This window comes from Pseudomonas sp. Irchel s3b2, from assembly GCF_900187445.1.
In the GTDB taxonomy this organism is placed as follows: Bacteria; Pseudomonadota; Gammaproteobacteria; order Pseudomonadales; family Pseudomonadaceae; genus Aquipseudomonas.
Genome location: NZ_FYEB01000014.1, coordinates 64,745 through 79,602 on the forward strand (window position 1 = coordinate 64,745; position 14,858 = coordinate 79,602).

The window sequence follows — 14,858 nt, forward strand, 5'->3', positions numbered from 1 at the left end:
GGAGCTTGCAACATGACCGACGATACAAAAACAAAAGGCCCGGCGTCGTATTTCCCATCGATCGAGAAAAAATATGGCCAGCCAATCAACCACTGGCTGGATCTGCTGGAAACAGTAAGCGGCAAGAAGCATATGGAAATGGTGGCTTGGCTGAAGGCTGAACACGGTATGGGGCACGGGCATGCCAATGCTTTGGTTGCCTACTATTTGGCGAGTTCACCAACCTAACCTATAGCCCATTTAAACAAGAAAAACCGCGATCGTTTAAATGAAGCTTGCCGTTACCATCCAGAGGCTACAACGCCTTGCGCCACCCCCTACACGTAAGACAGAATCCGCCGGCTTGTGCGTCTAGGAGCCGCTCGGTAACTTGATTCCTGTCACTGCTCATCAGTGATCGGGTTTAGTAGCCCGTGGCTAAATCTAAGACGTACGACGCTTCTATCAGTCGGGCTTTGCGCCTGCATTTTGATGGTAGCTGTACGTAGGGCGTCCTTGGGCGCGCCGGCTTCTTAGATTCCCCGGTCTACTAACCTGCGTACAGCTGCCACCCCTTCTTTAGTAGAGAAGTGATGGGAGCCCACATCAGGAATCTAAGACATGTTCAAAGTTACGCCAAATCCGCCGGACACCGATCCGATATCCCCGTACGAACCCGATTCGAAAAAACTCAACGAGGCCGCCAAACGCGCCCTCGACTTCCACTTCCCGTCGAATGCCGACATCAAAGCCACCGCGCGTAAACCCAGCAAGCTGTTTGCCGTAGACCCAGAGGCGACTACCGAAACCCTGGCGGTTTTTTTGGTCGAGACGCTGGCCTCGGTCGATGTGATGGTCCATCAGTTGGTGGATCATCTAGAGGGTGAATCGCGTCACGCCCTACTGGGTATTTCAAATAGCATCATGGTGGCGGAGATCACTGCGAACCGGGTGCTGGATCACATTAATACGCCTTAGATGTGTGAGCTCCATTCTCTTGTAGGAGCGAGCGGTGCGGCGATCCTACAAGGGAGTGTGTTTTGGCGCACATTCAGCCATTGGGCGGCAGCTCGCGGGTGGTCCGCTGCACAGAGCTGTGGTTCTGGCCATCGGGAATCGACAGGGTTGCCCGCAGCCCGCCTTCGGGTGGGTTGACCAGCGTAATCCGCCCACCCAGCCGCGTCGCAATGGTGCTGACGATGGTCAACCCCAACCCCGCGCCTCCGGTGTTTCCGCGGCTGTAAAAACGTTCGAACAACCGCGCGCGATCTGCTTCGTCGATGCCCGGTCCCTGGTCCTGGACGCTCAAGTTGTAGAACCCTTCCTCCTGGCTCAATTGCACGGTGATGACGCCATGTTCCGGTGAAAAATTCGCGGCGTTGGTGACCAGATTGTTCAGGGCGATGTCGATGTCGGCGGCGTCGGCGAGGACTTCAAAAGGCTGGTCATCGACGTCGAAGGCCAGTTCCAGGTTCCTGCTCAATAACCAGGGCGTGAGTTGGGCCAGACTGGCGCGCACGGTTTCGCTCAGATCAATACTGTGCAGCACCGGCGCCACAGTCTTGGGTTCGAGACGGGCCATGGTCAGCAACTGATTGACCAGGCGGCTGGTGCGGTCGACCCCGGCAATCAGAAACGCCAGGGACTCACGACGTTCCTGTTCCGTGCCGGCTTCCTGCAGGTTTTGCGCATGCACCCGCAGCACTGCCAGCGGCGTGCGCAGTTCGTGGGCGGCGTCGGCGATGAAGCGCCGCTCGCGGCCAAGCACTTCTTGAATTTGCGCGAGCATGCGGTTGAGCGCTGCTTGCATCGGTTCCAGTTCGCTGGGCAACGGAGTCAGTTGCAACGGCTCCAAAGAACCGCTGTGCCGTGCCCGCAACGTTTCCGCCATGTTGGCCAGGGGTTTGAGCCCCCAACCAATGGCCAGCCAGACCATGGCCGCCAATATCAGGCTGCCCAGCACATTGGGCCACAGGGTATGACGCACGATCCGGTCTACTAGGTCCGCACGCACGTCATCCCGTTCACCGACCCAGATGCGCAGGTCATTCTGTTTGTCTTCGAGCATGAACACCCGCCAATGGCGGTTGTGCAGATCCACTACGTCGCTGAAACCGGGTTTCGTCGGCGGGGCCGTGAAGGAGGGCGCACTGGCGGTGTGCACCAGTACTTCGCCCTTGCGATTCCATACCTGAAAGGCAATTTTGCTTTCATAGGGATGACCATCGACTCTCGGCACCGCTTCACTCAAGGCCTTGTTGAACGCTTGATACAGTTCGGCGTGTTCATTGCTGGCCAGCGGCATGCGCATCACACCCTGCAGCAGCCGGGCGTTCTGGGCCAGTTGAGCGTCGTAGACTTCGGCAATTTCGTGATTGCTGTCGTGCAGGTTGAGCACGCTGATGATCGCCAGGCCAGTCAGCAACAGGCCAATGATCAGCGTCAGGGTGCGACGCCGGATCGAAGTCATCGACGCTCCTCCACCAGGTACCCGACACCGCGAATGGTGCGGATCAGGTCGGTGGAGAACTTCTTGCGCAGGTGATGGATATGCACTTCCAGGGTGTTGCTTTCGGCTTCTTCGTTCCAGCCGTAAAGCAATTGCATCAGGTGATCGCGAGTCATGACCCGGCCCGGCGGCGAGAGCAGTTCGTGGAGCAGTTGATATTCCTTGGGCGTCAGCGCCACCGGCTCGCCTTGATAGCTGACTTGCTGGGTGCCGGGGTTCAGGCTGATGCCGGCGTGTTCGATCAACACTTGGGCGCGACCGGCGCTGCGTCGCAACAAGGCCCGCAGGCGAGCCTTGAGTTCGTCCAGGTCGAAGGGTTTGATCAGGTAATCGTCGGCCCCGGCATCCAGCCCGGCGATGCGGTCTTCGGTGGCATCGCGGGCGGTGAGGATCAGTACCGGCAAGTTGGAGCCGCTTTCACGCAGGCGGCGCAACACTTGCAGACCGTCCATGCGCGGCAGGCCGAGGTCGAGCACGGCCAGGTCAAACGTCTCGCTGAGCAGCGAATGCAAGGCACTGTTGCCGTCCTGCAGCCAGTCGACGGTGTAACCCTCACGGCCCAGAGCCTGATGAATGCCCTCGCCAAGGGCCACGTCATCCTCGATCAGTAATAAGCGCACGCGGACTCCTGTCAGTTGAGTTTCTTGTTCACGTCCACCAGTAACGCCTGGATCTCTTTGCGGCGCCCGGCGTCGGCGCTTTCCCGGCCAGGACGCGGTGCCGCTTGCAAGGCTTTTTGCAGTGCTTCCCTGGCTTCACCATAGCGCTTTTGACGGTAAAGGTGATCGCCCCAGAAGTACAGACTGTCGATGCCAGCGGGGTTCAGCTGCAAGGCCTGCTTTAACAATTGTTCAGCCTTGTCGGCATCGCCGAAACCGAGGGGCCAGCCGGGCACGCGATCATACAGCGCCGCGAGGCTGGTGTAGGCCGAGCCTTGCAGGGCCTTGGGATCAATGGTGAGGGCTTTTTCCAGGTCGACTTTGGCGGCCTTGACCTTGCTCAGGGCACCGAGGCCACCCTGGGCTCCGGCCCAACTGCTGGTGACAATGCCGGACCAGATCCATGCTTCGGCCAGGGATTGGCGTTCCTGGGTAAACGCCGAGGCCTGGGTCGCGAGTTTTTCGAAGGCCGCGGTGCGTTGTTCGGCGGGCAATTCGTATTGAATGTGCGCCCAGCTTTGCTGAATGCCATTGAGGCGCTGCTGATCGGCGGCGTCGAGCGCCCAGACGCTTTGGCTCAACACCCCTAACAACAGGCAAGTGACGATTTTTTTCATGGTTTGAGACTCTCGTTATCAGGCTTCTGACTGAGGCGACGGATCAGCGGCAACTGCTTGCGCAAGCCACGGTCCACCAGATGCGGCAACAGACTGTTCAGGCGGACGAAAAAGCGTTCCGGCCAGCCCAGGTACAAATCACGCCGGTCACCGGCAATCGCGTGGATGACCGCCGAGGCGACGGTTTGCGGATCGTCGACATTGGCTTTGAGCGCATCGTTCAGCGCCTGGGCCGCCGGGCTGTTCATGCTGGTGTGGGTCGCCCGGGGGGCAACGTAAAGCACGTTGATCCGGGTGTCGGCCAGCTCCCGGCGCAGGGCTTCGGAGAAACCGCGCAGGGCAAACTTGGTGGCGCAATAGCTGGCGTAACCGGGGTAGCCGATGGAGCCGTAGGTCGAGCCGACGTTCACCACCATGGCGCTCTCAGCCTGCTTGAGCAGCGGCAGCAAAAGCTTGGTCAGGCAGATCGGCGCGCTGATGTTCACCGCCAGCATCGCATTGATCTCGCTGTCATCGAGCTGTTCGAGCATGGCGAAGTGATTGACCCCGGCAGCGTTGACCAGCAGGTTGATGCCGCCGATGGCTTTGGCCGCGGCCAGCACTTTGTGTCGGTCGCCGGGGACGGTCAGGTCAGAGCCGACCCAACACAGGTGCAGCGGGTAGCGTTCGAGCAAGGGTTCCAGCGCCTCCCGGTGCCGGGACACGGCCAACACCCGCGCGCCACTGGCACACAGGGCGCTGGCGATGGCCAGGCCGATACCGCCGCTGGCTCCGGTCAAAACCACACGGGCTTCATGCAGCTGCATGCAGGTTCTCCCCATCGCGGGGCAGGCCGCGGAACATGTCTGTATAGAGCTTGTACACGACCTTCGAGGCATGAATCACTGCGGCTTGATCGGCCGGGTCTTCGAGTGTGTTCATCAGCCGGCGGTAGGTCTGCATGTGTTCGATATCCAGCGAACCATGGGAACTCAGGTAGCTGAAGGCGGTTTCCGGCAGCGCCAAACGCTCGCGGATGCTGCCGGCCGCGTGGGTGGCCAGGGCAATGCTGGTGCCTTCCAGCACATTGACCATGCCGAACAGGCCTACCGGGTTGTCCCGTGCAATCAGGTCGTAGAGGAAGCTGACCATCAACTCGATCGGCAGCGAGGGACGACCGTCACGCACCGCCTCTTTGTCGCCGCCACAGGCCGCGATGTCGTCGAGTACCCATTGTTCGTGGCCGTATTCCTCCTCGATGTATTCGCACACCGCTTTACGCAACCATTCCAGCCGCTGCGGCAGACGTGCGCCGCACGCCATCATCAACGGCACGGTATGGCGCACGTGGTAGTAGGCCTGGGCGAGAAAAGCGCGGTAGCTGTCCAGGCTGACCTTGCCCTCAAGGGCATCGCGGATGATCGGCAGGTTGAACAACTCGTGGCGTTCTTGCAGGGTGGCTTCTTGTAGGGTGTCGAAAAAACTCATGATGCGGATTCCTCGGAAAAAACGGATTCAGTGAGCTGCGCCCGGTAACGTTCGACGATGGCGTCGCGGCGCGGTCGGCCATTGGCGGTCAGCAAGCCGTTGGCGGCGGTGAACGGTTGATCGAGACGGGTCCAGTGATGAACCTGGGCGTAATCGGGCAAGGCCTCGTTGGCCTGGGCCACGGCGGCAGCGAGCTCTTCATCGGTGCAGTCCGGCCGATGGGGCCAGAGCAGGGCGTGGTTGGTTGGCATCGCTTCGCCATAGACAAACGCCTGAGCGATGTGGCGACGCTGAGTGAGTTCGGCCTCGACCCATTCCGGATTGACGTTGCGGCCGAAACTGGTGACGAACTGATGCTTCTTGCGCCCGTTGAGGTAGAGAAAACCTTCTGGGTCGAACTCGCCGAGGTCGCCGGTCGGCCACCAATCATCGCGGAAGGGCGCTTGCCCCAGATAACCGAGCAGGGTCGATCCCTTGACCAGCACTTCACCATCGTCGGCCAGGCGAAGCTCGACATGGGGCAGGGGCCGGCCGACGCTACCAGGGCGGTGCGACCCCGGGCGATTGAGGCACACCACCGACGAGCATTCCGACAACCCGTAACCCTCATAGACCGGAAGGCCGATGCGCTGGGCACGATGCAGTAACTCTTCGCTAACCCGCGCACCGCCCACTGCGGCAAAACGCAATGACTGAGGGTTGAATGCTTTTTGCTCGGCGGCGCTGACCAGCATCAGCAGCAACTGCGGCACCAGGATCAGACTTTCCGGTTTTCGGGTGGCCAGACAACCCAACAGCCGCGGCACATCGACACCGCTGGCACCCTGAATGCCCAGGGTTTTCTGGCTCGGTACGCTCAAGGTCGCGCCGGCATACAGCGCGGCATAACAGCCGAGGTTTTCCAGCAGAATCGCCAGGGGCAGCAGCGCCAGGTGATGCCGTGGATCGGTAGGTTTGCTTGCCTGATCCAGTTCACGGGCCACCCGCAAAAGGCTTTCGGCGCTCAGGCACACACCTTTGGGCGTACCGGTGGTGCCTGAGGTGAAGGTCAGTTTGGCGGTGCCTTCGGGTATCCGGTTCGGACCGCTGAAGGCGCGACGCCAGAATTCGCCGGTCTTCTCGTAGCCGGCCGCCTGCAGTTCGGCTTCCAGTTCCGGTTCGCCAATCACCAGTTCGGCCTGGCTCTGTTGCAGGCAATGGCTGCGTTGTGCCGGGCTGAAGAAAGGCGGCAACGTCAGGCCGGTCAGGCCTTCGAACAGTACGGCCAGGTCCCAGAGCATCGCCTCGGTGCCGTTGTCCAGGGCCAGCGCGACCACTTTGACGTGCTCATCGCGCAGACGCTGTTGGCGATACATGACCTCGGCGTACAGCGTGGCGTAGTCCAGTTTCAACTGATCGCCCCACAAGGCGATGGCGTTGGTCTTGCGCTCGGCATGACTGCGCAGGGTCTGCTTGAACCGCTCCATTTCAGGCGACATGGCTGGACTCCTCAAGGGAGATCGGCAACCCCAGACGATTGAACAGACCGATGTTGCGCAAATGGATGAAACCGGCGCGGATGTTGCCGACATGCACCCATGGCTGACTCTCGTAATAACTGCCCCAGAGGTGACGGTCGTCGCCCAGCCGCTCAGGGTCGGCGGCGCAGAGCGTCACCGGCTTCAAGCCCAGGCGATGAAAACTGTTCACCAGCCCGATGTTGCCGGTGAATGCCACCCATTCCAGCCCGCCCATGGCCAACAGGTAGGTGATGGCGATGATGCTCAGGCGCGCGCTGCCGGTATCGCTGGCGGCGAGGTTACCGACCTCGACAATACCGGTCCGGTCCACGGGTTGGCCGGCAGCGTCGCTGATCAGCGGATCGATGGCTTCGTCCAGGTAACGCTCCAGAAACAGCGGTTCGGCGCTGGCCAGTCGTACGCCGGCCACCGCAGACAGCGCGCCTGACGCATCGCTCATGCCGAACAGCTGCGGCATAAATTGGCGGATATCGGCGCCGTGGGCCTTTCGAAAACGTTGCTGGATAAAGGCTTCGAGAACCGGACGCTGGGGATCGTCCGGCAAGGCTCTGGCCAGACTCATCTGCGGGGTTTCGGCTTGGCCGAAGTGCAGGGGCAGAGGGATGTTCCAGTCGAAATCGGGCATGGGCAAGAACGCCTCCCTGAGTAAGTTTGGGAGGAGTATCAAAGGCAATTCTTAACGGAGTCTGAAGGTGACCTTCAGATTGTCTTAAGACTGGACGGGCAGGGTGGCGCCGGTCGGTTCGACGAAACCGGATCCAGGCTGTGCGAATGAGTCGGCAGCCGCCACTGAGCTTCACGAGGCCCCGTATGACCCGAGATTCAGCAGTACACCGGTATGGAAAACTCTCGATCACCTTGCACTGGCTGATGCTGGCGTTGTTCGTCGGCGTTTATGGTTGCATCGAGATCAAAGGATTGTTGCCCCGTGGGCATGCCTTGAAGGGCCTGTTTCTGGGGCTGCACGGCGTATTCGGGTTGAGCATTTTTGCGCTGGTCTGGGTTCGCTTGCTCGGGCGCCTCACGCCCCGGCCACCGATTACCCCGGCCCCGCCCACCTGGCAGACCGGCGTCTCGCACCTCATGCATCTGGCGCTATATGGGTTGATGATCGCTACGCCGCTATTGGCCTGGTTGATGCTGGCCGCCGGGGGCAAGCCGATGCCGTATTTCGGCTTTTTCTTGCCGGCGCCGGTGGCGGTTGATCCCGATCTGGCCAAGCAACTCAAGCATTGGCATGAATTGCTCGGCAGCACCGGCTACTGGTTGATTGGTTTGCACGCAGCGGCGGGGTTGTTCCATCACTACTGGGTCCGCGACAACACGCTCACGCGCATGCTGCCGGGCGGCTCTGGTGTGGGCATCAATGAGCGTCAGCGATAATTCGGAATTGGGTGCTGGCCAAGCGTTCGCCATTTACCAGAATGTGCACCGCGTGCTGGCCGGCATAGTGCCTGCGGGTGGTCAGTTCCTTGATGTGCTGACTGCGGCTAATGGCTTTGCTGGCATTGTCGGACAGTGTGAGGGCTTTAAGTTTGAACACCTTTGCCGAGGTGCTGCCGTTGGCTTTGACATAATCGATAGCGTAATCGATCACCAATCGCTGACTGTCCGGGACCGTGGACTTCACTCTGAAAGACAGGGTGATTTTCTCACCCAGGCGAATCACCGCCGGTTCGACCTTCACGTCAATGATCTCAACTTCGGGCTTGCCACCCGCGCCAATGATTGCCAGCGCCCGCTTGTTACCCTGTTTGATCAAACTGCGCAGAGCGTGTCTGGCGATCCACGCCGTATGCTTGTTGTCCAGCGACCAACCCTCGATCAGCGCCAGCACCCACTCGGGATGATCCTTGGTGATGTCGTTGAGGTGGTTGGCCACGGATTTGCGCACGTAGAGGCTGTCGTCGGCCTTGAGGTTGTCGAGGATCGCAGCCGCCAGTGTCGGGTCGGCCTGGACCTGTTCCAGGCGGAACGACCATGGCAGGCGCGGTCGGCTACCTTCGCTCGCCAGGCGCCGGACATGTTCGTTTTCATCCAGCGACCAGTCGTGCATCAGCGCCAACGAGCGTTCGATATCGCTGCGCAGGAAGTGCCGAATGGCGAATTCCGATGAGCCGAAGGCTGTGAAATATTTGAGCGCATTCATCGACAGGTCGAACGTGTGAGCGCCGTAGGTCGCGACGTAGTGCGGCAAAAACATGCTGACGAAGGCGCTGTTGAGGCGCGGGGCGAGGGCGCGCAGGACGTCGAGGGATTCTTCATAACCGAGTGGCAATACCGCGTGCAGGCATTCGCTGACGCGGGCCATGCGTTGCATGACTGACAATTCCGCCAGACCGGTTCTGGCCAGTTTCAGGAAGGCCTTGGCATCGAACCCGGGATAGACCGCAGTCATCTCGGTGGCGATGTGTGCGAGGCGTTCGGCGTTGAAGATTTCCTTCAGGGCGGGGGAGGTCTGGTCAGCCATTGTGGGTTCCTTGCCAAGTGATCGTTCCCACGCTCTGCGTGGGAATGCATCCCGTGACGCTCTGCGTCACATTTCAAGAGCGGACGCAGAGCGTCCATGGCGGCATTCCCACGCAGAGCGTGGGAACGATCCGTTTCAAACCTTACCCGCTTCCTCCTCCAACTGATCCGACTCAAACAGTTTTGCCAATTCCGCCCGCGCTTCCTGAGCGGTCTGCATCACCTTGGCCGCATCGTCATACACCGCATGCTGGGCTTCCAGCACCTGTTCATCGTGATGGGTAAAACGCTTGATCCGCGCATCCGCCTGGGCCTGGGTCAACCCTAGTCCAACCAGGGTGCGCCGGGTCATCTCCAGGCTGGAGTAATAGGTTTCCCGCACCGCCTGAGCCCCGACATCCACCAACCGGTGCACATGCTGACGGTTACGGGCGCGGGCGATGATTTTGATGTGCGGATAAAGCTTATGCACCACCTCGGCCGTCTTGATGTTGGTCTCCGGATCATCGGTGGCGATCACGAAAAACTCCGCTTGCTCGACCTTGGCCGCGCTGAGGATTTCCGGGCGCATCGGGTCGCCGTAGAACACTGGCACACCGCCGAAGCTGCGGGACAGTTCGATGGTTTCCACCGACGTGTCGAGGGCGACGAACTTGATGTTCTGCGCCCGCAGAATCCGCGCAACGATCTGCCCCATACGACCCATGCCGGCAATGACCACGCGCGGTGTGTCGGTGTCGATTTCGCGAAACTTCTGCGGCACCTCTACCGGTTGAACCTTGGGTTTGACCAGTCGTGCGCAGGCCAGCAGCAACAGCGGTGTCAGCGCCATCGACAGGGTGATGGTCAGTACCAGCAAGTCGTACAGGCGCGGCTCAAACAAGCCCTGATCCCGGCCGATCTTGAACACCACAAAGGCAAACTCACCACCGGCCGCCAGCACAATCCCCAAACGAATCGCATTGACCTTGCCCAAGCCCCCGGCCAGTCGACCGACCACAAACAGCAGCGGCAGCTTGATCGCGATCAACAGCACGGTCAGCCCCAGCACCGCAATCGGCGCGCTGAGCAGCAAACTCAAGTTGGCGCCCATGCCGACGCTGATGAAAAACAGCCCCAGCAGCAGCCCCTTGAACGGCTCGATCTGCGCTTCCAGTTCGTGGCGGTATTCGGAATCCGCCAGCAGCAAACCGGCGAGAAATGCGCCGAGTGCCATGGACACGCCGACCAGGTCCATCAGCCACGCTGTACCGATCACCACCAGCAATGCGGTGGCGGTGGACACCTCCGGCAAACCAGTCTTGGCCACCACGCGAAACACCGGGCGCAACAGATAACGCCCGCCGATCACCACCACTGCGATACTGCCCAGCACCCGCAAGCCATGGTTCAAATCTTCGGCGGCGCTGGTGGTGTGATCGCCGCCGGCCAGCAGTGGCACCATCGCGATCAATGGGATTGCAGCAATGTCCTGGAACAGCAAAATCGCGAACGCCAACCGTCCGTGAGGGCTGGTCAGTTCCTTGCGCTCGGCCAGGCTTTGCAAACCAAATGCAGTGGACGACAACGCCAGGCCCAGGCCCAACACGATGGCACTGTTCAGGGATTGGCCGAACACGAACAACGCCAGTACGCCAATCACCGAACCGGTCAGCAGCACCTGTGCCAGGCCCACGCCGAACACCGATTTGCGCATCACCCACAAACGTCGCGGCGACAACTCAAGGCCGATGATAAACAGCAGCAACACCACCCCGAGTTCGGAAATGTGGCTGACGCTTTGCGGGTTGCCGATCAAGCCCAGCACCGACGGCCCGATGATCACCCCGGCAAACAGATAGCCGAGCACCGCCCCCAATTGCAGGCGCTTGGCCAAGGGCACGGTGAGCACCGCCGCGAATAAAAAGACGACAGCGGCTTGCAACAGGTTGCCTTCGTGGGGCATGGCGAAACTCCAGGGTGTGGCAGGCGAGAGCGGCGCTCGCCCGATTTTCAGCGGGGCGTCAGGATAAAGGCTGGCGTCCTTTCAGTCAGCAAGGAGGTTGCTGATCGAGCTCACGGCTCAGTGGGGCCATTGTTCGAGCAGGATCGAAACGAACTTCTCCGCCGCCGGCGATAACGATGCGCCCCGACGGTACACCAGGCCGAGTGTCCGGTTCACCACAGGATCGGTGAGCGGAATGCTCACCAGCGTCGGGTGATCCGCCGTCGGCATCGCAAGGCTCGGCATCGCGGAAACCCCCAGACCGGCTTCGACCATGCCCAGCGAGGTGGACAAATGCTGTACCTCATAAAACCACTGCGGACGCCAGCTCAGGCCCGACAAGGCGTGGTCCAGGATCATGCGGTTGCCGCTCAGGCGCCCGACGCCGATCAACCGGTAGTCGCTCAATTCTGACCAGGTCACGGACGTCCGCCCGGCCAGTTCATGGTCACGGCGGCAGGCAAGGACAAAGGGCTCGTTGACCAGTGAAACGAATTCAATGTCCGGGTGCTGGCCGCTCATCATGTTGATGCCGAAGTCGGCTTCCCCTCGCAGCACCGCTTCGAGCCCTTCATTGGCGCTGAGGTCGAGCAAACGGATGCGGATTTTCGGGTAGCGTTCGTTATAAAGACGAATCACCGACGGCAGGAAGTAAAACGCAGCGGTTGGAATGCAGGCCAGGGTCACCTGACCAATTTGCCGCTCAGCCAACTCGCGGATATTCAGGATCGAGTCGTCGAAGTCATCCAGCAATCGGCGAGCCTTGGGCAGGAAATCACGGCCGACACTGGTCAAGCTGACCTTGCGCGTGGTTCGGTCGAGCAAGGTAGTCCCCAAACCCTCCTCGAGTTTTTTTATCCGTCGGCTCAAGGCCGGTTGTGATAGATGCAGTGCGTCGGCAGCCTCATGAAAATTCCCCAGTTCGGCGATTTTCACGAAAGATCGGATGTCCTGGAGCTCATATTCCATGTTCTGTCTCGTCGGAGGAGGGCGCTGAATCACGGTAAAGCTTTCTTTTGTGAAACGCAATAATTGCTCCGATCTTTGCATTGGAAACACAATTACTTCCCTGTCACTCTTGTTTGCAAGACATCAATTACCTCGATTGATTAACAAGAGTTAGTAGTCATGCAACGAATTCCTTGTGTGCTGATGCGCGGCGGTACTTCAAAGGGGCCGGTTTTTCTCGCTTGGGATCTGCCGGTTTCGATTCAAGAACGCGATGAGCTGTTGCTCTCGGTGATGGGCTCCGGTCACGAACTGGAGATCGACGGCATCGGCGGTGGCAGCCCGCAAACCAGCAAGGTCGCCATCGTCAGCCCTTCGTTGCATCCCGATGCCGATGTTGATTACCTGTTCGTCCAGGTCATGGTGTCTCAGCGTCGGGTGGATACCGCGCCCAATTGCGGCAACATGCTCTGCGCGGTCGGGCCATTTGCCATCGAGCAGGGTCTGGTCAAGGCGGCCGGTGAGCTGACCCGCGTGCGGATTCGCAATCTCAACACCGGCACCTTCGTCACCTCTGATGTGCAGACGCCAGACGGCAAGGTCAGCTATGAAGGCGACACCGCCATCGATGGCGTGCCTGGCAGCGCGGCACCGGTTCAGCTGACATTCCTCGATGCCGCTGGCAGCAAGACCGGCAAGCTGTTTCCAACTGGCAGCACCGAAGACCGATTCGACGACATTCCAGTGACCTGCATCGACATGGCCATGCCAATGATGATTCTCGAGGCGCGTCACCTGGGCAAACGCGGCGACGAAACGCCGGCCGAACTGGACGCCGACAAAGACTTTCTGCAGCGCCTCGAAGCCCTGCGGCTACAGGCCGGCATGGCCATGGGCCTGGGCGATGTCAGCGACAAGGTCATCCCCAAGCCGGTGCTGGTATCGAAGGCCAAGGCTGGCGGCACGATTCAGGTTCGCTACTTCATGCCGTACAACTGCCACCGTGCGCTGGCCATTACCGGTTCCATCGGTCTGGCCACGGCCTGTGTCAGCGAAGGCAGTGTGGTCGCGCAGATGCTCGGCAATACCGGCGGGCCGCGTCTGCAACAGGTGCGAATCGAGCATCCGAGCGGCGGCATCGATGTCGTCTTGTCCTACACCGGGAAGAACGGTGAGACAATCCGCGCCTCTGTTGTTCGTACCGCCCGAAGGCTGTTTTCCGGCTTTGTGTATGCCCCGGTTTCCCAACGGTTCGCTGGGTAGTCTTCCCACGTAGTCACCGCAGTTTTGCATCAGAACAAGCTCGGGGTCGTACGCCTGGCGCGTCGGCCACGTCTTCCATAACAACAAGAGAGTTGCCCTATGCTTGCCTTACTCGGCTTGGCCATGGTGGTTGTGTTCACGTTCCTGATCATGACCAAGCGTCTATCACCCATCGTTGCATTGACCATTGTTCCGATTGTCTTTGCGATCATCGGCGGCTTTGGCGGAACCACCGGCAAAATGATGCTCGACGGCCTGAAGATGGTCGCACCGTCCGCAGCATTGCTGCTGTTCGCGATTCTGTTTTTCGGATTGATGATCGACTCAGGACTGTTCGATCCGCTGATCCGCAAGATTCTCAAACGGGTCAATGGCGACCCGATGAAAATTGCGGTCGGTACTGCGCTGCTATCGCTGACTGTCGCCCTGGACGGCGATGGCACCACCACTTACATGATCACCTGCGCGGCAATGCTGCCGTTGTACAAGCGCATTGGGATGAACCCGATGATTTTGGCGACCGTTTCCATGCTGTCGTTGAGCATCATGAGCGGCATGACCCCTTGGGGCGGCCCGGCGACCCGGGCGATTGCCGCATTGGGGCTGGATGCCGGGGCGTACTTTGTTCCGTTGTTGCCGACCATGATCGGCGGCGCTGCGTGGGTGGTATTCACCGCGTTCCTGCTGGGCCGCGCCGAGCGTAAACGCATTGGCAACGTCCAGCTGCAAAGCGGCGGGAGTGATTGCTATATCAAGGCGATTCTTGAGGACACGCCGCACAAACGCCCGAAACTGGCCTACGTCAACCTGTTGCTGGTGACGGCGGTGATGGTCGCGCTGGTGATGGGACTCATGCACTCGGCAATCCTGTTTCTGATTGGCTTCGTGCTGGCGCTGATGATCAACTACCCGCAACTGAACATTCAAAAAGAGCGCATCCTCGCGCACTCCGGCAATGCCATGACGGTAGTCCTGCTGGTGTTCGCGGCCGGTATCTTCGCCGGGATTTTCTCCGGAACCAAAATGGTCGACGCTCTGGCGCAAACCCTGGTTGACTGGATTCCACCGTCCTGGGGGCACTTGTTCCCGCTGGTGGTGGCGATTACCAGCATGCCGTTGACCTTCGTGCTGTCCAACGATGCCTATTATTTCGGCGTGGTGCCAATCCTCGCTAACGCGGCGGCGGCCTACGGGATCGATCCGGTGGAAATCGCCCGGGCGTCGATTCTTGGCCAGCCGGTGCACTTGATGAGCCCACTGGTGGCCTCGACCCTGTTGCTGGTGGGGATGGTCGATCGCGACCTTGGCGACTTCCAGCGCGCCACCTTCAAATGGGCGGTGTTCACTTCCCTGGTGGTCACAGCGTTAGCCCTGCTGACCGGGGCCTTGACGCTGTTCGCCTGATTCATCCCTGACTCGCTACTTGATAGAACTTCACGCGCC

The 14,858-nt window shown here is 60.2% G+C and carries 15 protein-coding genes; 5 read left to right on the plus strand and 10 right to left on the minus strand.

What is annotated here, in order from left to right:
- Window positions 1-12: 12 nt before the first annotated feature.
- Window positions 13-228 (plus strand): DUF4287 domain-containing protein, encoded by a 216-nt coding sequence (locus CKW20_RS23435; protein WP_095055017.1) that lies wholly within the window; start codon window positions 13-15, stop codon window positions 226-228.
- Between the two features lie 372 nt (window positions 229-600).
- Window positions 601-957, plus strand: a complete 357-nt coding sequence (locus CKW20_RS23440; RefSeq protein ID WP_095055018.1) for a DUF6124 family protein — start codon at window positions 601-603, stop codon at window positions 955-957.
- A 73-nt stretch (window positions 958-1,030) separates the two neighbouring features.
- On the opposite strand, the gene CKW20_RS23445 is transcribed toward CKW20_RS23440, so the two are convergent.
- From CKW20_RS23445 to CKW20_RS23475, 7 genes are read right to left on the minus strand one after another with little or no spacing between them, the layout of a single operon-like run.
- Window positions 1,031-2,449, minus strand: coding sequence for an ATP-binding protein (locus tag CKW20_RS23445; RefSeq protein ID WP_095055019.1), 1,419 nt, complete (start codon window positions 2,447-2,449; stop codon window positions 1,031-1,033).
- Window positions 2,446-3,108, minus strand: coding sequence for a response regulator (locus tag CKW20_RS23450; protein WP_095055020.1), 663 nt, complete (start codon window positions 3,106-3,108; stop codon window positions 2,446-2,448). The genes CKW20_RS23445 and CKW20_RS23450 overlap by 4 nt, the downstream gene beginning before the upstream one ends.
- An 11-nt stretch (window positions 3,109-3,119) precedes the next feature.
- Window positions 3,120-3,764 (minus strand): tetratricopeptide repeat protein, encoded by a 645-nt coding sequence (locus CKW20_RS23455; protein WP_095055021.1) that lies wholly within the window; start codon window positions 3,762-3,764, stop codon window positions 3,120-3,122.
- Window positions 3,761-4,570: an SDR family oxidoreductase gene (locus CKW20_RS23460; RefSeq protein WP_095055022.1), complete on the minus strand. Its 810-nt coding sequence runs from the start codon at window positions 4,568-4,570 to the stop codon at window positions 3,761-3,763. Before CKW20_RS23460 ends, CKW20_RS23455 begins: the two co-directional genes overlap by 4 nt.
- Window positions 4,557-5,231 carry a TenA family transcriptional regulator gene (locus tag CKW20_RS23465; RefSeq protein WP_095055023.1) on the minus strand — a complete coding sequence of 225 codons (675 nt, stop codon included), beginning with the start codon at window positions 5,229-5,231 and terminating at the stop codon, window positions 4,557-4,559. The genes CKW20_RS23460 and CKW20_RS23465 overlap by 14 nt, the downstream gene beginning before the upstream one ends.
- A complete protein-coding gene (locus tag CKW20_RS23470) occupies window positions 5,228-6,709 on the minus strand; it encodes an AMP-binding protein (RefSeq protein WP_095055024.1) in 1,482 nt (493 codons plus the stop codon). The genes CKW20_RS23465 and CKW20_RS23470 overlap by 4 nt, the downstream gene beginning before the upstream one ends.
- The gene (locus tag CKW20_RS23475; protein WP_095055025.1) at window positions 6,699-7,376 is read right to left on the minus strand and encodes a thermostable hemolysin; all 678 of its coding nucleotides are present in this window, start codon (window positions 7,374-7,376) and stop codon (window positions 6,699-6,701) included. The genes CKW20_RS23470 and CKW20_RS23475 overlap by 11 nt, the downstream gene beginning before the upstream one ends.
- Before the next feature lie 185 nt (window positions 7,377-7,561).
- Between CKW20_RS23475 and CKW20_RS23480 the strand changes: the two genes are divergently transcribed.
- Window positions 7,562-8,134 (plus strand): cytochrome b, encoded by a 573-nt coding sequence (locus CKW20_RS23480; RefSeq protein ID WP_095055026.1) that lies wholly within the window; start codon window positions 7,562-7,564, stop codon window positions 8,132-8,134.
- Here CKW20_RS23480 and CKW20_RS23485 read toward each other — a convergent pair.
- The 3 genes from CKW20_RS23485 to CKW20_RS23495 form a co-directional block, all read right to left on the minus strand.
- Entirely contained in the window at window positions 8,115-9,221 is a 1,107-nt protein-coding gene (locus CKW20_RS23485; RefSeq protein ID WP_095055027.1) for a DNA alkylation repair protein, read from the minus strand. The genes CKW20_RS23480 and CKW20_RS23485 overlap by 20 nt on opposite strands.
- Before the next feature lie 135 nt (window positions 9,222-9,356).
- On the minus strand, window positions 9,357-11,165 hold the full coding sequence (locus CKW20_RS23490) for a monovalent cation:proton antiporter-2 (CPA2) family protein (protein ID WP_095055028.1): 1,809 nt from the start codon (window positions 11,163-11,165) through the stop codon (window positions 9,357-9,359).
- A 117-nt stretch (window positions 11,166-11,282) separates the two neighbouring features.
- Window positions 11,283-12,173, minus strand: coding sequence for a LysR family transcriptional regulator (locus CKW20_RS23495; RefSeq protein WP_095055029.1), 891 nt, complete (start codon window positions 12,171-12,173; stop codon window positions 11,283-11,285).
- Between the two features lie 159 nt (window positions 12,174-12,332).
- Between CKW20_RS23495 and CKW20_RS23500 the strand changes: the two genes are divergently transcribed.
- Both CKW20_RS23500 and CKW20_RS23505 read left to right on the plus strand, forming a co-directional pair.
- Window positions 12,333-13,415, plus strand: a complete 1,083-nt coding sequence (locus CKW20_RS23500) for a 4-oxalomesaconate tautomerase (RefSeq protein ID WP_095055030.1) — start codon at window positions 12,333-12,335, stop codon at window positions 13,413-13,415.
- A gap of 99 nt (window positions 13,416-13,514) precedes the next feature.
- Window positions 13,515-14,819, plus strand: a complete 1,305-nt coding sequence (locus CKW20_RS23505) for a CitMHS family transporter (protein ID WP_095055031.1) — start codon at window positions 13,515-13,517, stop codon at window positions 14,817-14,819.
- The last annotated feature ends 39 nt before the right edge of the window (window positions 14,820-14,858 follow it).